Source organism: Skermania sp. ID1734, assembly GCF_007489285.1.
In the GTDB taxonomy this organism is placed as follows: Bacteria; Actinomycetota; Actinomycetes; order Mycobacteriales; family Mycobacteriaceae; genus ID1734.
In genome coordinates, this window is sequence record NZ_VLIY01000014.1 from 43,854 (window position 1) to 64,998 (window position 21,145).

At 65.1% G+C, this 21,145-nt stretch carries 18 protein-coding genes; 11 read left to right on the plus strand and 7 right to left on the minus strand.

Annotated features, from left to right (window positions below; translation table 11 throughout):
* Nucleotides 1–6: 6 nt before the first annotated feature.
* Together FOS14_RS17590 and FOS14_RS17595 are read left to right on the plus strand one after the other, a co-directional pair.
* A complete protein-coding gene (locus FOS14_RS17590) occupies nucleotides 7–3,972 on the plus strand; it encodes a bifunctional nitrate reductase/sulfite reductase flavoprotein subunit alpha (RefSeq protein ID WP_143772113.1) in 3,966 nt (1,321 codons plus the stop codon).
* Nucleotides 3,973–4,357: 385 nt separating this feature from the next.
* Nucleotides 4,358–4,798 (plus strand): OsmC family peroxiredoxin, encoded by a 441-nt coding sequence (locus FOS14_RS17595; protein WP_143772114.1) that lies wholly within the window; start codon nucleotides 4,358–4,360, stop codon nucleotides 4,796–4,798.
* A 26-nt stretch (nucleotides 4,799–4,824) separates the two neighbouring features.
* Here FOS14_RS17595 and FOS14_RS17600 read toward each other — a convergent pair whose 3' ends face one another.
* Nucleotides 4,825–5,142, minus strand: a complete 318-nt coding sequence (locus FOS14_RS17600) for an antibiotic biosynthesis monooxygenase (protein WP_143772115.1) — start codon at nucleotides 5,140–5,142, stop codon at nucleotides 4,825–4,827.
* Nucleotides 5,143–5,177: 35 nt separating this feature from the next.
* Here FOS14_RS17600 and FOS14_RS17605 point away from each other — a divergent pair, with 35 nt between their 5' ends.
* Entirely contained in the window at nucleotides 5,178–5,930 is a 753-nt protein-coding gene (locus FOS14_RS17605; protein WP_143772116.1) for an alpha/beta fold hydrolase, read from the plus strand.
* On the opposite strand, the gene FOS14_RS17610 is transcribed toward FOS14_RS17605, so the two are convergent.
* The gene (locus FOS14_RS17610; RefSeq protein ID WP_143772117.1) at nucleotides 5,913–6,776 is read right to left on the minus strand and encodes an A/G-specific adenine glycosylase; all 864 of its coding nucleotides are present in this window, start codon (nucleotides 6,774–6,776) and stop codon (nucleotides 5,913–5,915) included. The genes FOS14_RS17605 and FOS14_RS17610 overlap by 18 nt on opposite strands.
* A 63-nt stretch (nucleotides 6,777–6,839) precedes the next feature.
* Between FOS14_RS17610 and FOS14_RS17615 the strand changes: the two genes are divergently transcribed.
* Nucleotides 6,840–7,481, plus strand: a complete 642-nt coding sequence (locus FOS14_RS17615; RefSeq protein WP_143772118.1) for a carbonic anhydrase — start codon at nucleotides 6,840–6,842, stop codon at nucleotides 7,479–7,481.
* Between the two features lie 68 nt (nucleotides 7,482–7,549).
* A complete protein-coding gene (locus FOS14_RS17620) occupies nucleotides 7,550–8,230 on the plus strand; it encodes a hypothetical protein (RefSeq protein WP_143772119.1) in 681 nt (226 codons plus the stop codon).
* A 12-nt stretch (nucleotides 8,231–8,242) separates the two neighbouring features.
* Here FOS14_RS17620 and disA read toward each other — a convergent pair whose 3' ends face one another.
* From disA to FOS14_RS17635, 3 genes are all read right to left on the minus strand, one after another.
* Complete coding sequence (gene disA, locus FOS14_RS17625; protein ID WP_143772120.1) at nucleotides 8,243–9,358, minus strand: DNA integrity scanning diadenylate cyclase DisA; 1,116 nt, start codon at nucleotides 9,356–9,358, stop codon at nucleotides 8,243–8,245.
* Nucleotides 9,359–9,450: 92 nt separating this feature from the next.
* Complete coding sequence (gene radA, locus FOS14_RS17630) at nucleotides 9,451–10,812, minus strand: DNA repair protein RadA (protein WP_143772121.1); 1,362 nt, start codon at nucleotides 10,810–10,812, stop codon at nucleotides 9,451–9,453.
* Between the two features lie 44 nt (nucleotides 10,813–10,856).
* Nucleotides 10,857–11,459 (minus strand): hypothetical protein, encoded by a 603-nt coding sequence (locus tag FOS14_RS17635; RefSeq protein WP_143772122.1) that lies wholly within the window; start codon nucleotides 11,457–11,459, stop codon nucleotides 10,857–10,859.
* 321 nt (nucleotides 11,460–11,780) lie between these two features.
* Here FOS14_RS17635 and carD point away from each other — a divergent pair, with 321 nt between their 5' ends.
* The 6 genes from carD to FOS14_RS25545 are packed head-to-tail and all read left to right on the plus strand — an operon-like array spanning nucleotide 11,781 to nucleotide 16,272.
* A complete protein-coding gene (gene carD, locus FOS14_RS17640) occupies nucleotides 11,781–12,269 on the plus strand; it encodes an RNA polymerase-binding transcription factor CarD (RefSeq protein ID WP_143772123.1) in 489 nt (162 codons plus the stop codon).
* 8 nt (nucleotides 12,270–12,277) lie between these two features.
* A complete protein-coding gene (gene ispD / locus FOS14_RS17645) occupies nucleotides 12,278–12,952 on the plus strand; it encodes a 2-C-methyl-D-erythritol 4-phosphate cytidylyltransferase (protein ID WP_143772209.1) in 675 nt (224 codons plus the stop codon).
* Between the two features lies 1 nt (nucleotide 12,953).
* Nucleotides 12,954–13,436 (plus strand): 2-C-methyl-D-erythritol 2,4-cyclodiphosphate synthase, encoded by a 483-nt coding sequence (ispF, locus tag FOS14_RS17650; RefSeq protein ID WP_143772124.1) that lies wholly within the window; start codon nucleotides 12,954–12,956, stop codon nucleotides 13,434–13,436.
* An 11-nt stretch (nucleotides 13,437–13,447) separates the two neighbouring features.
* Entirely contained in the window at nucleotides 13,448–14,839 is a 1,392-nt protein-coding gene (gene cysS / locus FOS14_RS17655) for a cysteine--tRNA ligase (protein WP_143772125.1), read from the plus strand.
* Nucleotides 14,839–15,789, plus strand: a complete 951-nt coding sequence (rlmB, locus tag FOS14_RS17660) for a 23S rRNA (guanosine(2251)-2'-O)-methyltransferase RlmB (RefSeq protein WP_143772126.1) — start codon at nucleotides 14,839–14,841, stop codon at nucleotides 15,787–15,789. Before cysS ends, rlmB begins: the two co-directional genes overlap by 1 nt.
* 42 nt (nucleotides 15,790–15,831) lie before the next feature.
* The gene (locus FOS14_RS25545) at nucleotides 15,832–16,272 is read left to right on the plus strand and encodes a DUF4190 domain-containing protein (RefSeq protein ID WP_370512254.1); all 441 of its coding nucleotides are present in this window, start codon (nucleotides 15,832–15,834) and stop codon (nucleotides 16,270–16,272) included.
* Between the two features lie 62 nt (nucleotides 16,273–16,334).
* Here the strand turns inward: FOS14_RS25545 and FOS14_RS17670 are convergent, their stop codons facing one another.
* Nucleotides 16,335–17,504: an acyl-CoA dehydrogenase family protein gene (locus tag FOS14_RS17670; RefSeq protein ID WP_143772127.1), complete on the minus strand. Its 1,170-nt coding sequence runs from the start codon at nucleotides 17,502–17,504 to the stop codon at nucleotides 16,335–16,337.
* A gap of 51 nt (nucleotides 17,505–17,555) precedes the next feature.
* Complete coding sequence (locus FOS14_RS17675; RefSeq protein WP_255450435.1) at nucleotides 17,556–21,140, minus strand: hydantoinase B/oxoprolinase family protein; 3,585 nt, start codon at nucleotides 21,138–21,140, stop codon at nucleotides 17,556–17,558.
* Nucleotides 21,141–21,145: the final 5 nt, after the last annotated feature.

Here is a 21,145-nt window from a genome sequence, read left to right on the forward strand (position 1 = left end):
CGACTCATGACCGCCAACGAGACGCCCACGGTGCGAGCGCAATGCTCGTACTGCGGTGTCGGCTGCGGGATCACCGTGGAAACCGACGCGACCAGGCAGGTCATCGCAAAGGTGTCGGGCGACAAACTGCACCCGGCAAACGCAGGCAGGCTGTGCACCAAGGGTGCGACCCACGCCGAAATGATGAGCGCCCCCGGCCGAATGACGACCGCCTACGTCCGTCCTTCCCGCCAGCACCCACCGGAACCGGTCGACGTCGACGGCGCGATTCAACAGGCTGCCGCGCGGATCCGCGACATCGTCGACGAGCACGGGCCCGATGCGGTGGCGATCTACGTCTCCGGCCAGATGACGCTCGAGGCGCAGTATCTGGCGGCCAAACTCGCCAAGGGCTACCTGCGCACTGTGCACCTCGAATCGAACTCGCGGCTGTGCATGGCCAGTGCCGGCACGGGCTACAAACAGTCTCTCGGCGCCGACGGCCCGCCCGGCAGCTACGACGATTTCGACCACGCCGATCTCTTCTTCGTCAGCGGCTCCAACATGGCCGACTGCCACCCGATCCTTTTCCTGCGCATGACCGACCGGATCAAGTCAGGTGCGAAGCTGATCGTCGTCGGCCCGCGACGCACCGCTACGGCGGACAAGGCCGACCTGTTTCTGCAGATCAAGCCGGGCACCGACCTGGCGCTGCTGAACGGGCTGCTGCACCTGCTCGTCGAAAATGGCGATATAGACCGGGAATTCATTGCCGAACACACCGAGGGCTGGGCAGCCATGGAGCCGCTGCTGGCGGACTACCCACCGAGCCGCGTCGCGGCAATCACCGGGCTCACAGAGGACGATATCCGCACGGCCGCCCGGTGGATAGGTGCGGCCGACAACTGGATGTCCTGCTGGACGATGGGTCTGAACCAGAGCACGCACGGCACCTGGAACACCAACGCCATCTGTAACCTGCACCTGGCCACCGGCGCGATCTGCCGAACGGGCAGTGGGCCGTTCTCGCTGACCGGCCAACCGAACGCCATGGGTGGTCGCGAAATGGGCTACATGGGGCCGGGTTTGCCCGGACAACGCAGCGTGGTCGACCCCGCCGATCGCGCATTTGTGGAGGCCGCATGGGGACTCGGCCCGGGAACCATCCGCACCGACATCGGCACCGGCACTGTCGACATGTTCGCCAAGATTGCGGCGGGTGAAATCAAGGCCTGCTGGATCATCTGCACCAATCCTGTGGCGTCCGTGGCAAACCGGAAGACCGTCGTGGCGGGATTGGAGGCCGCGGACCTCGTCATCACGCAGGACGTGTTTACGGAAACCGCCACCAACGCCTATGCCGACATCATGCTCCCGGCCGCATCGTGGACCGAATCCGAAGGCGTCATGGTGAATTCGGAGCGGAACGTGACGTTGGTGCAGCAGGCGGTCGAGCCGGTAGGGCAGGCGCGGCCGGACTGGCAGCTGATCGCGCAGATGGCCGCCGCGCTCGGTTATGGCGCCGCGTTCGACTATGCCAGCAGCGCAGAGATCTTCGATGAAATTCGGCAATTCGTCAATCCCCGAACGGGATACGACCTGCGCGGAATCGATTACCCGCGATTGCGGCGATCATCGATGCAGTGGCCGGCGCCACCGGGTGCGTCGCCGCGCAATCCAATTCGGTATGTCACGGAAGAACGCCTACGTTTCCCGACGCCCAACGGCAGGGCGAAGTTTCTCCCGCGTCCGCACCTGGCACCGGCGGAAATGCCCGACGACAACTACCCGTTCGTGCTCAATACCGGTCGGCTACAATACCAATGGCACACGATGACCAAAACCGGAAAGGTGGACAAGCTCAACAAGCTCAGTCCCGCACCGTTTGTCGAAATCAATGCTGCGGATGCCGACGCGCTGGGCATCACCGAGGAGCATCAAGTCGAAATCACCTCGCGGCGAGGACGAGCGGTGCTGCCCGCAGTCCGCACCGACCGCGTATCACCGGGCAATTGCTTCGCACCGTTCCACTGGAACGACGAGCACGGCGAATACCTCACTGTCAACGCCGTCACCAACGACGCGGTAGACCAGGAGTCACTGCAGCCGGAGTTCAAGGTCAGCGCGGTGAGCCTGCGCCCGGTGGCGCCAATGACCAAGACGCAGCCCACCTCCGTGAATCCCGCACGCCGCCTTGCCGCAATCACCGGCGCAGACACGGTCACTCCACCGGTCCCGACCGAGTTAGAAAGAACCTTCCTGAACGGGTTCTTCGCGGCATTGGATCTCGCTGCGCCTCTCGGGGTGCCGACGTTGCCCGCCAGCGCACCGTTGGCTCCAGCTACCCGCGTCTGGGTGGAAGGGTTGCTCGCCGGAACCTATTCCGCGCCACGGCTGGCCGACGCCACCGAAACCTCGGTCGAGGTCGACGCACCCGTGCTCGTACTATGGGCTTCGCAAACGGGCAACGCGGAGGAACTGGCGCATCGATTTGCGGACCGGTTGTCCGGCACCAATATTCGTGCCCGCACGCTCAGCATGGACGCGTGCGACATTGCCGAGCTGGCCAAGGCCGAACGCGCCGTGATCTTTTCGAGTACCTTCGGTGATGGCGGACCACCGGACAATGGTGCCGATTTCTGGGAGCGACTCACCGCGGCCGATGCGCCCAAGCTGGACAGTCTGCACTATTCGGTGCTGGCCCTTGGTGATTCGTCGTACGACGACTTCTGCGGCCACGGCCGCAAGATCGACGATCGGCTGGCCGAGTTGGGCGCCCGGCGGATGCTCACTCGCGTGGAGTGTGAGGCTGATGACGATGACCTCGCGCACCGTTGGGCGGCCGACGTTGTCAAGCTGCTCTCCTCGCCCCGCGTCGCTCCGACTGCGGCACCTGGCTTTACCCGCACCGATCCGCTGCAGGCGCCGTTGGTACGCAATGTGCTTCTTACCGGCACAGGTTCGGCGAAGGAGGTGCGCCAGCTAGGGTTCGAGCTCGGTGAGGGTGTCACCTACGACGCCGGTGACGCGCTCGGAGTATTTCCCACCATCGCCGAAGGCGCGGTGTCGGAATGGCTATCGGTGACGGGATTGGACGGCGCCCAGACCGTGGACCTCGATGGCGAGCTGCCACTCGCCGAAACCTTGCGGACCCGGCTCGACATCTGTGGTGTCACACCGGCGTTGCTGCGCTTCGTTGCGGACCGCAACGAAGACCCACTGCTGGCCAAATTGCTTCGGCGCGACAACCGAAATGAACTCGACAGCTGGCTCTGGGGCCGGCAGATGGTCGACGTGCTGCGCGCCTTCCCGGTTGACGCTGATCTTGTCGACTGGTTGAGCGTGCTGAAGAAGCTGCAGCCGCGGCTCTACTCCATTTCGTCGAGCCCGTTGGTCAGCCCTCGCGAGGTGGAACTGACCGTGTCGGTGGTGCGCTACGAAAGCGGCGCCGGGGGAGTGTGTTCCACATTTCTGGCTGATCGCGCAGAGCAGCCCGTGCCGATCTTTTTGCAACGTGCGCCGCACTTCCGGCCGCCAGCGGACCCGACGGTACCGATGATCATGGTCGGGCCCGGCACGGGGGTCGCTCCGTTTCGCGCCTTCCTGCAGGAGCGGCGAGCCTTGGGCGCCACGGGCAAGAACTGGCTGTTCTTCGGCGAACAGAATTCGGCCACCAACTTCTATTACCGCGACGAGCTGGAAGACATGTTCCGCGACGGCTTCCTCAACCGCCTTGACCTTGCCTTTTCACGCGACCAGCGCGAGCGAATCTATGTGCAGCACAGGATGATCGAGCATGGCGCGCAACTATGGCGATGGATCTCCGACGGCGCCCACTTCTACGTGTGCGGTGATGCTGCCCGGATGGCCAAGGATGTCGACGACACACTCGTACAGATTTTCGGCATCCACGGCAACCTGGACGAGGAGGAAGCGCTGGCGTTTCGCAAGCAACTGATGAACGAGAAACGCTACGTGCGCGACGTCTACTAGCGGCAGTTACGGTGACGCTCCAGTTGTCGCCGCGACTGCTCGTTCGTGGCGTCGAGCGACCGCAAGTGGTTGGCTCACCGCAACGCCGATACGTGCAGTCACCAGCCCGGCCGGACCAATCCCGACTCATAGCGCGTTGATCGGTGCCATCGCCCGCGGGCCGGAACAGCTCGCTCGCCGGTTGGTTGCGCAGCGTCGGCGGAGAATCGGTGCCTGGAGTTCTCAACGTGCTGAACAGGTCGGAATCCGTTGTGGCACTGGCTATCTATCTCGTCGTATGCGGCGCCGTCATGACATGGTTGACGCGTACTCGAGACCTGACGTGGTGATCGGAGTAGGTTCGACTTGAGAGGCTTTCGGCGAACGACTGGAGGGAAACGCACTCATGGCAACACGTACCGCGAAAACTGCTTGGACTGGCTCGTTGCAGGACGGCTCCGGCCGAGTAGAGCTGTCGAGTTCCGGGGTCGGCACGTACGACGTGTCCTTCCCCAAGCGTGCTGCCGAAGAGGCCGACGGCACCACGAGCCCCGAGGAACTGATCGCGGCAGCGCATTCGTCGTGCTTTGCCATGGCCATGTCGGGTGAAATCGCCCGTGCCGGCGGGACGCCGGAGAGCCTCGACGTGTCGGCCGCCGTGTCGCTGGGCCCCGACCCCGCCGGCGGCTTCCGGCTCACCGGCATCAAGCTCACCGTGCGCGGCAAGGCCGGTGGGCTCGATGAGGCAGGCTTCGTCAAGGCGGCCGAGGCCGCGAAATCGGGCTGCCCGGTCAGCAAGGCGCTCAGTGGCACCGAGATCACCCTCGACGCGGCGATGGACAGTTAGTCCCGGGACGAACCCATGACTACGGCTCAGCCCTCCGCGGGCTGAGCCGTAACGTCGAGGACCACCTCGAATTCGAGCAGTGACGATCCCGATGCGACCGGTCGCGATCGCTCACCGGCGTGCGCCTCGCGCGCGGGGCCGTCCCGCCACGCCGCGAAGGACTCCTCGGAATCCCACTGCGTGACAACGAAATAGCGGTCGTCCCCACGGACCGGGCGCAACAACTGGAAGCCCAGGAAGCCCTTGGCGCTGTCCACCGTGTGGGCTCGGTTGGCGAACCGCTTCTCCAGTTCGGGGCCCGCGCCCTCGGGCACCTCGATTGCGTTGATCTTCACCACAGCCATGGTTGAACAGTACTCGCGCGGTTACCGTCGAGCCTGTGCTGCATGACGAGGGTGGCGAAGGCGCGCCGATCCTGCTCTTGCATGGATTGATGGGCAGCGCCCGCACATGGGCCCGCCAACTGCCGTGGCTGCGCGGTCACGGCAGGGTCTACACCTTTGACGCCGCCGCGCACGGCAGGCCGGCTCCGGCACAACTCAGCACCGAAGCGTTCGTTGCCGACCTCCTCGCCGCGCTCGGAGTGATCGACGAGCCGATGACCGTTATCGGGCACTCTATGGGCGGCCTGCATGCCTGGTGTCTCGCGGCGTCCGAACCCGACCGGGTATCCGCACTGGTAGTCGAGGACATGGCGCCGGATTTCCGGGGCCGCACGGCCGCCGATTGGGCACGGCTGATCAAGTCGTGGCCGCAGCCGTTCGCTTCCGAGCAGGCGATGCTCGACTATTTCGGGCCGGTCGCCGGCCGCTACTTTCTCGACTCGTTCGAACACCGCGGCGACGGCTGGCACCTGCACGGCTCCGTCGACACCTTTGTGGCCATCTCCGAGGAGTGGGGGACAAGGCATTTCTGGGACGAGTGGGCGCAGGTTCGGGCGCCGGCGCTGCTGATCGAGGGCGAACACTCGATCACCCCGCCCGGTCAGATGCGGCGGATGGCGCAATTGCACCCGAACTCCGAGTACGTGCGGGTTGTCGGCGCCGCCCACCTGGTGCACGATGAGCAACCGGAGCTCTTTCGTCGCGAAGTCGAGAGGTTCCTGCGCAACCAGTCAGGCTTCGCCGGCTAGCGCGAAGAGGCCATTGTCGGTCTGCTCGACGAGCCCGTCGACCAGCAGGGAATCCAGTGCGCGGTCGCGCTGCGCCGGATCGCGCGTCCATGCCACGTCCAGTTGCGCCTTGGGAACCGGGTGGTGGGCTGAGCGCAACACGTCGAGCAACCGGCCGCGGGCTTGGCGGTCGGTGCCCTCGTAGCGTTGCGTGCGCTGGCGTTGCGCTGAGTCGGGACGGCCCGCCTCCCGCCAGGCGCAGCGCGGCAGCGGACAGTCCTGGCAGCGTGGTGACCGGGCGGTGCACACGGTTGCGCCCAGCTCCATCAGCGCCGCGGAAAATTCCGCTGCTGCAGCCTTTTTCGCGGGAAGTAAGGCCTCGACATCGGCCAGGTCGCGACGGCTGGGCGCACCCGGGACCGCCTGCCCGAGGACAGCTCTGGCGACGACTCTGCGCACGTTCGTGTCGACCACCGGCACGCGCGCACCGTAGGCAAAACAGGCGACGGCCCGCGCGGTGTATTCGCCGATTCCGGGTAGCGTGAGCAGCGTGTCGACGTCGGACGGAACGATGTCGCCGTGTTCGCGCGCGATGATTCCGGCGCATTCGTGCAACCGCAGCGCGCGGCGCGGATAGCCGAGTTTCCCCCAGGCTCGCAGCACTTCTCCTGGGCTGTCGGCAGCCATGGCAGACGGAACCGGCCAGCGGGTCACCCATTCGAGCCAGATCGGTTCTACCCGTGCCACCGGCGTTTGCTGCAGCATGATCTCGCTCATCAGAATCTGCCACGCGGTCACGCCATAGCGCCGCCACGGCAGGTCGCGGGCGACGTCGCGATACCAGTGTCGCAGTGCAGCGTCGATCATGGCCTCCAACCAGTTTCGACGGTAGGTGTTCCTACCCGTTAACGAGGTGTGCAGAATGGCCTTATGCCGAACAGCAACCCGATCAGTGCCTGGAAGTCGTTGCGCGAAGGAAACGAGCGCTTTGTTGCAGGCTCGCAGCAGCATCCTAGTCAGGGTGCGGCGGACCGTGAAGAGTTGGTCAAGGGCCAACATCCCACCGCCGTACTCTTCGGTTGCGGAGATTCCCGCGTCGCGGCAGAGATCATCTTCGACCAGGGTCTCGGCGACATGTTCGTCGTCCGGACGGCCGGCCATGTCATCGACAGCTCGGTGCTCGGGTCGATCGAATACGCGGTCGAGTTGCTCAACGTCCCGCTGATCGTCGTGCTCGGCCACGACTCCTGCGGTGCCGTGAAGGCCAGCCTGGACGCGATCGACGCCGGCAGCATCCCGCCCGGTCACATCCGTAGCCTGGTCGAGCGCGTGATGCCGTCGATTCTGATCGGACGCAAGGAAGGGCTGTCGAGCGTTGACGACCTGGAAGCGCGCCATGTCGTGGAAACCTGCACGCTGCTCGCCGACTACTCGCCAATAATCGCCGAGAAGATCGCCACCGGAAAGCTCGCCGTCGCTGCCGTCACCTACCGACTCGAAGACGGCCGCGCGATTTTGCGCAGCGTGGTCGGCGACATCGGCGCCCAACCCGACGCGCCACTGACAGTGTGACGCGCTAGCCCCCGACACGCCGATGTCTGATCGACGGCGTGCGGGGTCGCTGCGCCTACCGTGGAAACGTGTTGGAACCGAACGGCCCGCTGCCGCCTGAGGTCTATCGGCGGCGCAGAGTTGCCGCGATAGTCATCGCGGTGGTTGTCCTCGTTGTACTCGTCTGGATCATCGCCTCGATGCGAGGTGGTGACGACTCGTCGTCTGCGGCCGCTGCCGCGTCCAGTTCCGCTGCTGCGGCCTCCTCGACTGCGGCCAGCGCAACGGCCGGGGCGTCGGGCGCACCCGCACCGGGACAGCCTGCCGCCAGCGGTGTGGCGGCGCCCAGCGGTCAGGCGGCCGCGCCGGTGCCGGCCGGGCAATGCCCGGACCAGTCGTTGGCGCTCAAGGCAACGGTTGGTCAGCCCACCTACCCGGCCGGTCAGAAGCCGCAGTTCGGAATGGTTATCACCAACATCTCGACCGCGCCTTGCCAGCGCGATCTCGGCGCAGGTCTGCAGCAGATGCTGGTGTACAGCATCGATGGCACCCAGCGGATCTGGTCGAACACCGACTGCTTCCCCAGCAACACTCCCGACGTCCGGACCCTGAACCCAGGCCAGCAGGCCGTGTTCAAGGTGGAATGGTCGGGCGAGACCTCCCAGCCGCAGTGCGCGGGAGACCGGGTACCGGTCCAGCCGGGCGCCTACACGGTGGTCGCACAACTCGGGGCGCTGCGCAGTCCGCCCGAGCCGTTCAACATTTCTTAAAGGCGCCGCTGGTCAGTCGAACTGGCCAGCGATACCCGCCTCGGCCAGTCGGGACAGGCCCTCCCGGATGTGGCGGGCCCAGTGGTTGCCGATCCCGGCAACCGTTTCCAGGTCGGCCGCGGTTGCCGCGAGCAGTCCCTGCAAGGTGCCGAACGCGGTCACCAGCCGGTCGATCTGCGTCGACTGAACCCGCGGAATGCGCGACAGCATCCGGTAACCCCGCGGGCTCATCGGGGTATCGAGAGCCTCGATTGTGGCGGGTTGGCCCAGAACCGGAGCCAGCGCCGTGAGGTCCAGCAAATCGGAGTCCGTAAGAGCGTCGAGCATGGCCAGCGCCTGTTCGACGGCGACTCTGCTGGGCGCGCTCGAGCCGGCGAGGTAGTCGCGAATCAACAACTGGCGCACGGCCTCGTTGTCGCCCACGAGCTCCTCGAGTTGCAGGGCCAACTGGCGTCCGTCGCTGCCGAGCTCGAGGACATCCTGGGAAATCTCCAGGGATATCCGGCGAACCATCTCGAGTCGCTGCACGACGGTCAGCGCATCCCGCAGCGTCACGTAGTCCTCGATCTCGACGAGGGAAAGCTGGGTGGTCACCTCGTCGAGCCGGGCCTTATAGCGCTCGAGGGTCGCCACTGCCTGGTTCGCGCGCGACAGAATGGTCGGCGAACCGACCATCACATGTCGCACGCTGTCTACATAAACGCTGACTATGCTCATCGACTGGCTCACCGACACGACGGGATAACCCGTCTGGATGGCCGTGCGCTCCGCCGCGCGATGCCGGGTGCCGGACTCCACCGTGGGAATCTTCGGATCCGGCACCAACTGCACGTTCGCGCGGACCACCCGTTTGCCGTCGGTGGACAGCACCACGGCGCCGTCCATCTTCGACAACTCCCGCAACCGGGTGGGCGCGAACTCGACGTCCAATTCGAAGCCGCCGTCGCAGATGGCTTCGACGTTTTCGTCGTAGCCGAGCACAATCAGCCCGCCGGTGCGACCACGCAGAATGCGTTCGAGGCCGTCCCGCAGAGCCGTGCCGGGAGCAAGGCGGGCGATGGCATCACGCAGCGCTGCGGACGTGTGCAGCGCCGACGACCGCAGCGCCGCTGACCTCGACTGGTCCATTTCGCCCCCTTTCCTTCCGGTTGCGCGCGACTATTCAGGTTACCCAGCTCACAGCTGATTACAGATTCGTGCAGGTTGGACGATGTCTCGGGCTAGCTGAGGTGCCGTAGCGCGCCGGCCAGGTCAGCGACCTCGAGCACTTCCATACCTGGTGGTACCGGTCCCGCTTGCGGCGGCACGAGTGCGCGATCGAAGCCGAGGCGTCGGGCCTCGAGCAGTCGACGACCGATGGCGGAGACGCGCCGCACTTCGCCCGCGAGACCGACCTCACCGATCGCCACCATCCCGCTCGGCAGCGCCGTGCCGCCGGCCGCCGAGGCAATGGCTACGGCGACCGCGAGATCCGCGGCCGGCTCGCCGATCCGCATGCCGCCAACCGTTGACGTGTACACGTCATGCTCGAAAAGCTTTACGCCGCAGCGACTTCCGAGCACTGCGACGGTCATCGACACGCGGTTGTAATCGAGCCCGCTGACGGCCCGCCGGGGCGCCGGGTTGGCGGTCTTGTGCACCAGTGCTTGCACCTCAGCCACCATGGCGCGCTTGCCGTCCATCGTCACCGTCACTGCGGTGCCGGGTACGGGGTCGGATTGGTGGTGAAGGAATAGCGCAGACGGATCTGCGATCCCGACGATGCCCGCATCGTGCAGTTCGAAGCAACCGACCTCGTCGGCAGCGCCGAAGCGGTTCTTCACTCCGCGGACCAGTCGCAAGGTCGAGTGTCGGTCGCCTTCGAAATGCAATACGACGTCCACTAGATGCTCGAGCGTGCGCGGTCCGGCGATCGCGCCTTCTTTCGTCACATGGCCGACCAGCACGACCGCGACGCCGGTGCGCTTCGCCAGCCCGGTCAATGCCGCGGTGATGGCCCGGACCTGTGTTACGCCACCGAGCACGCCGTCGGCTTCCGACGTGCTCAGTGTTTGCACCGAGTCGACCACCAGCAGCGTCGGGGCGACGGCGTCGACTTGAGCACAGACCATGGCCAGATCCGATTCGGCGGCGAGGTAGACCCGATCGTGCAGCGCGCCGGTGCGATCCGCGCGCAATCGAACCTGACCCGCGGATTCCTCGCCGGTCACGTAAAGTGCCCGGTCTTCCGGTGAGCGCCGCGCCCAGTTGTGCACGACCTCGAGCAGCAAGGTGGACTTGCCCACGCCCGGCTCACCGGCGAGCAGGACGACCGAGCCTGGAACTAGTCCGCCGCCGAGCACCCGATCCAACTCGCCGACGCCGGTCGGTTTGACGAGCGCTGCCTGCGCATCGACCGCTGTGATCGGGGTGGCGACCGAGCTCGGCAGCATGGCGGCTCGCGACGAACCAGAACGCACGAGCGGACTCACGACGGACTCTTCGATCGACCCCCACCCGCCGCAGTCGGGGCATTTGCCCACCCACTTCGCGACAACATGGCCGCACTCGCGGCAGCGGTACTCGGTCTTCGGTTTGGTCACGCAGGGCAGCCTAGGGTGCCGCTACGACAAATCCCGCAGCTTGATCAGCCCTCGCCGCCGGCGGTGCCGGACTTGGAGGACTCGAAGCGCGGCGTCTTCGGGCCGGCATCCACCGGCACGTCGATCTTGATGGTGCCCGCCTTGGCAAACGTGAACGTCATCGGGTACGTCAGTCCGGGAGTGACGTTCTTTCGCAGGCCGGTGATCTCGACCCGGATCGGCTTGGCCTCGGGGTCGGCGCCATTGGCGTCCGCGCTCGGGTTGCTCTGCACGCCGGGCCCGGCCGCGACGAGTTCGCTGAGCGGCTTGATCGTGGCCTTGTCGGCGGGTGTCACGTGGATGTCACCGAGGTCGGTGCTGATGCCGGTGAGCTGGTCCGGCTTGTCGGCACTGGAGTTGATCGCATTGAACGCCAAGGCAGCCTTGCCGCCCTTGCTGTTGGTGTATTCCTGAGTCGCGGGATAGAGGATCCGGACGTCGCGGAGCGCGATCTGGCCCTGCGTAGCGTAGTTGCCGTTGACGGCCGCGACCTGCTGCGCGGTCTGCGAAATTTGACCAGCGCCGCAGCCGGAAAGGGCCAGCGCTGCGCCTACGGCAATGGCGGCGACGGTAACTCGACGAGCTCCCACAGCTGTCCGAGCGTTCACGGTGTTCCTCCATCGAGTCAGGCCGAATGACTGCCGACAGTGACTACAAGCGCAATCAACTAGGCAGCGTAGTAGGTGAGCGTAGTAGTCAAGCAGGAAGCCTAGGTCTTGCGGGTTGCGTGCCGTGGGGAATCCGTCGATTCGATGGTGTCGTAGCCAGGTCAGGACTACCGCACACGCGGCCGGGAGCCGGCGCGATGCATGAATGCCGCTGCTTGTCAACCCTCAAGATGGGCTGCTACCGCCCCTGACCTGCACCGTTGGTCGCACCGCTGTTTGGCGCCATGTTAAACTGACTACATCGAAAGGGGCACGGGACATATGATTTTTAAGGTCGGAGACACCGTCGTTTACCCCCACCACGGAGCGGCGCTGATCGAAGCAATCGAAACTCGTACCATCAGAGGTGAACAGAAAGAGTATCTAGTACTCAAGGTCGCGCAAGGCGACCTCACCGTTCGAGTTCCCGCCGAAAACGCTGAGTTTGTCGGCGTGCGCGATGTCGTCGGTCAAGAGGGTCTCGACAAGGTCTTCCAGGTGCTTCGGGCGCCGCACACCGAGGAGCCGACCAACTGGTCGCGGCGCTACAAGGCGAACCTCGAAAAGCTCGCCTCCGGCGACGTGAACAAGGTGGCCGAGGTGGTTCGTGACCTGTGGCGCCGTGAGCAAGATCGTGGCCTGTCGGCCGGCGAAAAGCGAATGTTGGCCAAGGCCCGCCAGATCCTGGTCGGCGAGCTTGCGTTGGCCGAAGGCACCGACGATGCCAAGGCTGAAACGATTCTGGACGAGGTTCTCGCCGCCGCTTCCTGAGCGTGAGCATCCAGGTCCGCGGCCGCGTAGTCGCGTTGGTTCCGGCTGCCGGTCGCGGCACACGTCTGGGTGAGGCACAGCCCAAGGCGTTCGTCGAAATCGCTGGTTGCCCGATGGTGAGCATCGCCGTCGAAGGCCTGTTGAGCTCGGGTGTTGTCGACCGCGTCGTTGTCGTAGTGCCGTCGGAGTTGCTCGCTCGGGCTGCTGATCTGGTTCCCGAACAGGTGCAGGTGGTCGCGGGTGGCGCCGAAAGAATCGACTCCGTCCGCGCGGGGATGGACGCTGCCAGCGATGCCGACTTCGTCCTCGTCCACGACGCCGCGCGGGCCTTGACGCCCCCGAGTCTGGTTTCCCGCGTGGTTTCGGAACTGCAGGCGGGCCGGTCGGCGGTTGTCCCCGCCCTGCCGGTGGCCGACACCATCAAGACCGTCGATGACGCCGGTGATGTCACCGGGACTCCCGATCGTGCGCAGTTGCGCGCAATTCAGACACCACAGGGATTCGCCGCGGATTTGCTGCGTCGCGCGTACGCCGCCGCTCCCGCGGGTGCTTTTGCGACCGACGACGCCGGACTCGTCGAGCGGCTTGGGGAGCGCGTCCATACCGTGCCCGGCGACCCGCTGGCCTTCAAGATCACTACTCCGCTGGACCTGCGTCTGGCGCGTTCCCTGGCAGGGGGTTGAGATGCGGGTGGGGATCGGCAGCGACGTACATCCGATCGAGCGTGGTCGCCCGTGCTGGATAGCGGGTCTGCTGTTCGAGGATGCGGACGGTTGCTCCGGACACTCGGACGGCGATGTCGCAGCCCACGCCCTCTGCGACGCGCTGTTGTCGGCCGCCGGACTCGGTGACGTCGGTGCGGTCTTCGGCACGGGTCGGGCGGAATGGGCGGGCGTGAGCGGCGCGGCAATGCTGGCCGAGGTGCGGCGGTTACTGTCCGAGAACGGATGGTCCGTCGGCAACGCGGCCGTGCAGGTGATCGGTAACCGCCCGAAGATCGGCCCGCGTCGCACGGAAGCCCAGCAGGTGCTGTCCGACGTTCTCGGCGCGCCGGTGTCGGTTTCGGCCACCACGACTGACGGTCTCGGGTTAACCGGTCGCGGTGAAGGAATTGCGGCGATCGCGACGGCTGCGCTGATTGAAGATGAGGGGGCAACCCCCAGGTAGGATGGCCGGTCGTGACGTTGCGACTATTCGATACCCAGACGCGGACCTTGCGGGACTTCGTTCCGCTGGTCGCTGGCCGAGCGTCGGTGTATCTGTGTGGCGCAACCGTGCAGGGTGAACCACACATCGGCCACGTGCGCAGCGGGGTCGCGTTCGACGTGTTGCGACGCTGGTTGCTCGCGCACGACTACGACGTGGCGTTCATCCGCAATGTCACCGACATCGACGACAAGATCCTGAACAAAGCGGCCGACGCCGGCCGACCCTGGTGGGAATGGGCAGCAACTTATGAGCGGGCCTTCGACAGCGCCTACCAGGCGCTCGGCGTACTGCCGCCGTCCTGCGAACCGCGCGCGACCGGGCACATCACCCAGATGGTCGAGCTCATTCAACGACTGATCGACAACGGCCACGCCTACGCCGCCGACGGAAACGTCTACTTCGACGTGTCGAGCTACCCGGACTACGGCAGCCTGTCCGGTCACAAGCTCGACGACGTGCATCAAGGCGAAAGTGCTGGTGAGGGCAAGCGCGACCAGCGCGACTTCACGCTCTGGAAGGCGCAAAAGCCGGGGGAGCCGTCCTGGCCCACTCCGTGGGGTCGCGGTCGGCCCGGCTGGCATCTCGAGTGCTCCGCGATGGCCGAGACCTACCTCGGTTCGGAATTCGACATCCATTGCGGCGGAATGGACCTGGTGTTCCCGCACCACGAGAACGAAATCGCCCAGGCCAAGGGAGCGGGTGACAGCTTCGCGCGCTACTGGCTGCACAACGGGTGGGTCACCATGGGCGGGGAGAAGATGTCCAAGTCGCTCGGCAATGTGCTCTCCATACCGAATGTGCTGCAGCGAGTTCGGGCCGTAGAGCTTCGTTACTACTTGGGCAGCGCGAACTATCGGTCGATGCTCGAATACTCCGACCACGCGCTTGAGGTCGCGGCCAAGTCCTATCAAGGCATCGAGCAGTTCGTGCTGAAAACCGCTGAACGTGCCGGTGACGTACCAATGGGCAAGTGGACAGCCGAGTTTGCCGACGCCCTCGACGACGACCTTGCCGTGCCGCGGGCGCTTGCCGAGGTGCACCGGGTCGTGCACGAGGGCAATCGGGCACTGGACTCGGGTGAGCTCGCGCAGGCCCGCGATCACGCCGCAACGGTACGGGCGATGCTGAACATACTCGGTGTCGATCCGCTCGATGATCAGTGGCGCGGCGCCAAGGACAACTCGGAAGCGATTGCGGCCCTTGACGGGTTGGTGCGGGGCGAGCTCGACCGGCGGCAGTCCGCCAAGGCCGCGAAGAACTGGGCGGTCGCCGACGAGATCCGGAATCGGCTGGGCGAGTTAGGTATAGAGGTTACTGACACTGCGAATGGGCCCGAGTGGTCATTAAGGGCGAGAAGTTAATGGCCGGCAATTCAAGCAGACGCGGCGCTATTCGCAAGAGCGGCACCAAGAAGGGCCAGGTCGTCGGCTCCGGAGGGCAACGCCGTCGCGGACTCGAAGGACGCGGGGCAACCCCGCCCGCGAGCGCGCGCAAGAATCATCCGGCGGCCAAAAGAGCTCGTGCGGCGTCCAATTCGCAGCGACCCGCCCCTCGCCGCAACAACGAGGACGGTCCAGAGATGGTCCTCGGCCGCAACCCGGTCGTCGAGTGCCTACGGGCCGGCGTTCCGGCGACGGCGCTGTACGTTGCCGTCGGCGCGGACAGCGACGATCGGCTGAAGGAGAGCGTGCAACGGGCCGCAGATACCGGGATCTCGATCCTTGAAGTGCCGCGCACAGATCTGGACAGACTCAGCGCCAACGGATTACATCAGGGCCTGGCCCTGCAGGTGCCGCCCTATCGCTATGCCCACCCGGACGACCTGGTCGCGGCGGCGCGCGCCGCCGGTGACGACGCGTTACTCGTTGCCTTGGACAACATTTCCGACCCGCGCAACCTAGGGGCGGTCATTCGCTCGACGGCAGCCTTCGGCGGGCACGGCGTCGTCATCCCGCAGCGCAGGAGTGCCAGTGTCTCCGCGGTGGCCTGGCGCACCAGCGCGGGTGCGGCAGCGAGGTTGCCGGTCGCGCGGGCAACGAACCTCACCCGCACCCTGAAGGACTGGGCTGCCAATGGCATCAGGATAGTTGGGCTGGATGCGGAGGGGGACACGAGCCTCGACGACTTCGACGGTGTAGGCCCGCTCGCGGTCGTTGTTGGCTCCGAAGGCAAGGGTCTTTCGCGGCTGGTGCGAGAATCATGCGACAGCATTGTGAGCGTACCGATGGCTGGACCGGTCGAGTCGCTCAACGCTTCGGTGGCGGCTGGCGTGGTGCTGGCCGAGATCGCTCGACAGCGCCGTCAGGTATAGACGGCTCTCACTGCGGGGCACGGCACGGACAGGAGTCGTTTAGTGAGCAACCAATGGGATCCGAACCAGGGGCAGTGGGGGCCGAGTCAGCCGCAGAACCCCACCTATCACCAGCAGCCCTACGGCCAGACCTCGTACCCGCAGTACGGACAGCAGCAATACGGCCAGCCGCAGCCATACGGCCAGCCGCCCTATGGTTTTGGTCCGCCGCCGGATCACCCGCAGGCGACCACGGTCCTGGTGCTGGGCATCGTGAGCGTGGTGCTGCTGTGCGGCGGCATCGGCGGAATCATCGGCATCGTGGCGTGGGTCTTGGGTAAGAAGACCCTCAACGAGATCGACGCCTCGGGCGGCACCGTTGGCGGCCGGTCCAACGTCATGGTCGGCTACGTTCTGGGGATCGTTTCCACCTGCCTGATGGTGCTTGGAATCCTCATCTACATCGGAATTGGCATCGCGGTTACCGTAAGCAGCAGCACCTAGCATTCCCCGCCCCCCTGTGCGTGATTTTTCACCGCCCGCGGTGAAAAATCACGCACAGGGGGTCAGCGCAGAATCGTGCGGCCGATCGCGTACTTGTGCACTTCCGTGGGTCCGTCGTAGAGGCGAAATGCGCGCATGTCGCGGAAGATCATTTCCACGACGGTCTCATCGCTGATACCGATCCCGCCGAGAACCTGAACGCAGCGGTCGGCGACCTTGAAAAGCTCCTCGGACACATAGGCTTTGGCAATCGAACTTTCATGCCGCGCCTTCTCGCCGCGGTCCATCAACCAGCAAGCGTGCCAGATGGTCAATCGGCATTGGTGTAGGGCAATCTCGTTGTCGGCCAGCATGAACGACACGCCCTCGTGCTCACCGATGGGTTTGCCGAAGGCGGTGCGGGTCTTGGCGTGGGCAATCGCGATGCTCTGCGCGCGTTCCGCTGCACCAAGCCAGCGCATGCAGTGCGTCAACCTGGCCGGCGCCAACCGCATCTGCGCATACCGGAATGCCTGACCGACCTCGCCCAGAACCGAATCCGGGTCGAGCGCGAGATCGGCAAACCGCACAATGCCGTGGCCCTCGACATAGTTGCGGTCCATCGTGTTCATGATGCGTTCGATGACGATGCCCGGTTGTTCGCCGTCGGTGACGAACAACGTCGGACCGTCCGGCCCATGCGGATTCGGCTCGACGTTCGCCATGACGATCCAGGTCTTGGCGCCGTGAGCGCCAGTGATCAGCCACTTGTTGCCGTTGATGCGGAACCGGTCGCCGTCGAAGGATGCGGTCGTCTGCAGTTGGGATGGGTCGGAACCCGCACCGCCGGGCTCGGTCATCGCGAACACCGACCGCTGACGCCCATCGATCACCGGGCGTAGATACCGTTCGGCCTGCGCCGCGTTGGCAATCTTGTTGAGCAGAAACATATTGCCCTCGTCGGGCGCCGCGCAGTTCATCGCAATCGGACCCAACGTGGACCAGCCGGCCGCCTCGTAGAGAACGGCCTGTTCGATATGCGACAGGCCCCAGCCGCCGTACTCCTTCGGCGCCTGGATAGTGAGCAGTCCAGCCGTGCGTGCCCGCTCGACCAGTTCCTGCCGCAACTCGTCGCTCGGGCCGTGTTGAGTTAGTCGTGCATCGCGCTCGAAGGGCACAATCTCGGCTTCGACGAACGAACGCACCCGGTCGCGTTGCGCCGCTAGGTCAGGTGATATCTCGAAGTCGATCATTCGGTCTCCTTCTGACTAGCGCTGGCTATGGCCGCAAGTTAACCATGATTCTCAATCGCGTCGACCGTAACCCCCGCCCCCAGGCGTCCGGATCTCCAAGATGTCCCCCGCGGACAACTCGACGGAGTCGGATCCGGCCATCCTCTCGCGCTTGCCGTCACCGCGCTGCACGATGTTCTCGCCGAGCGCGCCCGCAGCGCCACCAGCCATACCGTAGGGCGGCACGCGCCGATGGTTGGAAAGCGTGCTGGCAGTGATGTCCTCGGTGAACCGCAACCGCCGCACCGCGCCGTCACCACCGCGCCAGCGCCCGGCACCGCCGCTGCCGCGGCGGATCGAGAATTCTTCCAGCACAACCGGTAGTCGCCACTCCAGCACTTCAGGGTCCGTCAGTCGAGAGTTCGTCATATGTGTTTGCACAACCGGGGTACCGGGAAAGCCTTCGCCAGCACCGGATCCCGAGCTGATCGTCTCGTAATACTGATGGTTGGCGTTTCCGAACGTCAGGTTGTTCATCGTGCCCGACCCTTCGGCCTGCACGCCGAGTGCTCCGTAGAGTGCGCCGGTGATTGCCTGTGACGTTTCCACATTGCCGGCGACCACTGCTGCGGGGTGCTCCGGGGAAAGCATGCTCCTAGCGGGAATCACGATGTGCAGTGGTGCAAGACACCCGTCGTTCAACGGAATATCTTGATTGATAAGAGTTCTGAATACATACAGCACCGCGGCGATCGCCACGGATGACGGTGCGTTGTAGTTGGTGTCGAGTTGGTCGGAGGTGCCGGTGAAGTCGATCGTCGCTTCCCGCTTCTCCTTGTCAATTGTGATTCGCACGCAAATTATGGCACCGGAATCCATTTCGTAGCGGTACTCGCCGTCACGCAGCGATGTCAGCACCCGTTGTACGGATTCCGTCGCGTTCGCCTGTACGTGCGCCATATACGCGTGGACGACGTCGATGCCGTAGTTCTCGATCATCTTGCCGACCTCGTCGACACCCTTTTGGTTCGCCGAAATCTGCGCCCGCAGATCGGCCAGGTTCGTATCCGGATTGCGCGACGGGTAGCGTGCGCCCGTCAGTAGCGCACGCGTATCCGATTCCTGAAACTTCCCGTCCCGCACCAGCAACCAGTTGTCGAACAGCACGCCTTCCTCGTCGATCGTCGAACTGCGGGCGGGCATGGAACCGGGCGTCAGGCCGCCGATTTCGGCATGGTGGCCGCGCGAGGCGACGAAGAACAGCACCTCATCGGCATCGTGGGCGAAGACCGGCGTGATCACGGTGATGTCCGGCAAATGGGTTCCACCGTGGAACGGGTCGTTGACGGCATAGACGTCGCCGCGCTGCAGGGAATCACCGCGTCGCCGGATCACTTCCTTGACGCTCGGGCCCATCGATCCCAGGTGCACGGGAATGTGCGGCGCGTTGGCGATGAGATTTCCGTGCGGATCGAACAGTGCGCAGGAAAAGTCCAGCCGTTCCTTGATGTTCACCGACTGCGCGGTTGCCTCCAGCCTGGTGCCCATTTGCTCGGCGATAGACATGAACAGGTTGTTGAAGATCTCCAGCAGCACCGGGTCCGCCTCCGCGCTCGCCTCGGGGCGGGCGCGCGGCTCTACCCGTTCGATGACCAGATGTCCGGTCTCGACCGCTTTTCCGCGCCAACCGGAGTCGATGACGGTGGTGGAGTCCGCTTCCGCAATTACGGCAGGTCCATCGACGACGTCGCTCGAGGTCAGCGATTCGCGAGTGCGCAGTACGGCATCGCGCCACTGGCCACCGGAGAACATCCGAACCGACTCGCTGCCGGTGTCCTCGTTGCCGCTATCGCCGAGCGCGGACAGGTCAGGCTCCTCGGTGCGCCCTATTGCCTCCACACTGAGCGCCTCGACCGTGATCGGCCGATCCAGGAGAAACGAGTACCGCTGCTGATGCAGGCGTTCGAATTCGGCTCGCATGCCGTCGATGTCGGCGAGGACAACGGCGACCGTTGTGTCGGTGCCCTCATAGCGCAAATGGGCGCGACGGCGAAACTCTATTCGGGCCTCGGGAATGTCCTCGTCGCGCAATTCCTGTCGCGCTGATTCGACGAGTTGTTCTGCCTGGGAGCATAGTTCGTCGTACGAGTCGGCGGCCAACCGCAGCTCCACCGACTGTTCACGCATCGACGTCGCGTCGGCCAGGCCGATGCCCAGGGCCGACAGCACGCCGGCCATCGGTGGAACCAGCACGGTGTCGATGCCCAACGCATCGGCCACCGCGCAGGCATGCTGGCCGCCTGCACCGCCGAAAGTCGTGAGGGCATAACGCGTTACATCATGGCCCTTTTCGACTGAAATCCGCTTGACCGCGTTCGCCATGTTGGCAACAGCGATCTGCAAGAACCCTTCGGCGACCTGCTCGGGCGACCGCTCATCACCGGTAGCGTCGGTGATCTCGCGAGCCAAGTCCGCGAAGCGTTTCCGAACGACATCGGTGTCCAGCGACTCATCGCCGTCGGGGCCGAATACCTTGGGGAATCGGTGCGGTTGGATCCTGCCAAGCATCACATTGGCGTCGGTGACGGTGAGGGGGCCGCCGTTGCGGTAGCAGGCAGGGCCCGGGTCGGCGCCGGCCGAGTCCGGGCCGACGCGGTAGCGGCTACCGTCGAAGTGCAGTATTGACCCGCCGCCCGCGGCCACCGTATTGATGTCCATCATCGGTGCCCGCAGTCGCACGCCCGCCACTACTGTGTTGAACACCCGTTCGTACTCGCCGGCGTAATGCGAAACGTCCGTTGACGTTCCGCCCATGTCGAAGCCGATCACCTTGTCGTAGCCGGCCAGCTGTGACATCCGGACCATGCCGACGATGCCGCCGGCCGGTCCGGACAGAATCGCGTCCTTGCCGCGGAAGTGGTGTGCCTCAGCGAGTCCGCCGTTGGACTGCATGAACATCAGTGTGACACCGGCGAGTTGGTCGGCTACCTGTGCGACGTAACGCCGCAGAACGGGGGAGAGGTAGGCGTCGACCACGGCGGTGTCGCCACGCGGTACGAGTTTCATCAGTGGACTCACCTCGGCCGAGGCCGAGACCTGCTCGAACCCGAGCTCCGTGGCTATTTCGGCGATTTGGCGCTCATGGTCGGGGTAGAGATGGCTGTGCATGCAGACCACGGCGACCGCACTGATGCCGTCGGCATGCGCAGCCGCGAGCTGTGACCGGACCCCGTCATGGTCGAGCGGGCGCAACTCCTCGCCGTCGGCGGACATTCGTTCGTCTGCCTCTATGACCCGCTCATACAGCGGCTCGGGCAGTACGATGTGGCGGTCGAAGATGCGCGGCCGGTTCTGATATCCGATCCGCAGGGCATCGGCAAAGCCCTTGGTGATCACCAGCGCGGTCCGTTCGCCCTTGCGCTCCAGCAAGGCGTTGGTGGCCACAGTGGTGCCCATCCGGACGGACTCGATGCGGTCGGCGGGCACGGGGTCGTCCTGATTGGCACCGAGCAATTGCCGAATACCGGCGACTGCGGCGTCGCGGTATCGCTGTGGATTCTCCGAGAGTAATTTGTGGGTGATCAGCGTGCCGTCGGGTTTGCGCGCGACGATGTCAGTGAATGTTCCGCCGCGGTCGATCCAGAATTGCCAGCGCACGGGTT

Bases quoted from the DNA above. Each gene is read 5' to 3' on its own strand.
- FOS14_RS17590 (WP_143772113.1), top strand. From the start codon at position 7: ATGACCGCCAACGAGACGCCCACGGTGCGAGCGCAATGCTCGTACTGC.
- FOS14_RS17595 (WP_143772114.1), top strand. From the start codon at position 4,358: ATGGCAACACGTACCGCGAAAACTGCTTGGACTGGCTCGTTGCAGGAC.
- FOS14_RS17600 (WP_143772115.1), bottom strand. From the start codon at position 5,142: ATGGCTGTGGTGAAGATCAACGCAATCGAGGTGCCCGAGGGCGCGGGC.
- FOS14_RS17610 (WP_143772117.1), bottom strand. From the start codon at position 6,776: ATGATCGACGCTGCACTGCGACACTGGTATCGCGACGTCGCCCGCGAC.
- FOS14_RS17615 (WP_143772118.1), top strand. From the start codon at position 6,840: ATGCCGAACAGCAACCCGATCAGTGCCTGGAAGTCGTTGCGCGAAGGA.
- disA (WP_143772120.1), bottom strand. From the start codon at position 9,358: ATGGACCAGTCGAGGTCAGCGGCGCTGCGGTCGTCGGCGCTGCACACG.
- carD (WP_143772123.1), top strand. From the start codon at position 11,781: ATGATTTTTAAGGTCGGAGACACCGTCGTTTACCCCCACCACGGAGCG.
- ispF (WP_143772124.1), top strand. From the start codon at position 12,954: ATGCGGGTGGGGATCGGCAGCGACGTACATCCGATCGAGCGTGGTCGC.
- rlmB (WP_143772126.1), top strand. From the start codon at position 14,839: ATGGCCGGCAATTCAAGCAGACGCGGCGCTATTCGCAAGAGCGGCACC.
- FOS14_RS17670 (WP_143772127.1), bottom strand. From the start codon at position 17,504: ATGATCGACTTCGAGATATCACCTGACCTAGCGGCGCAACGCGACCGG.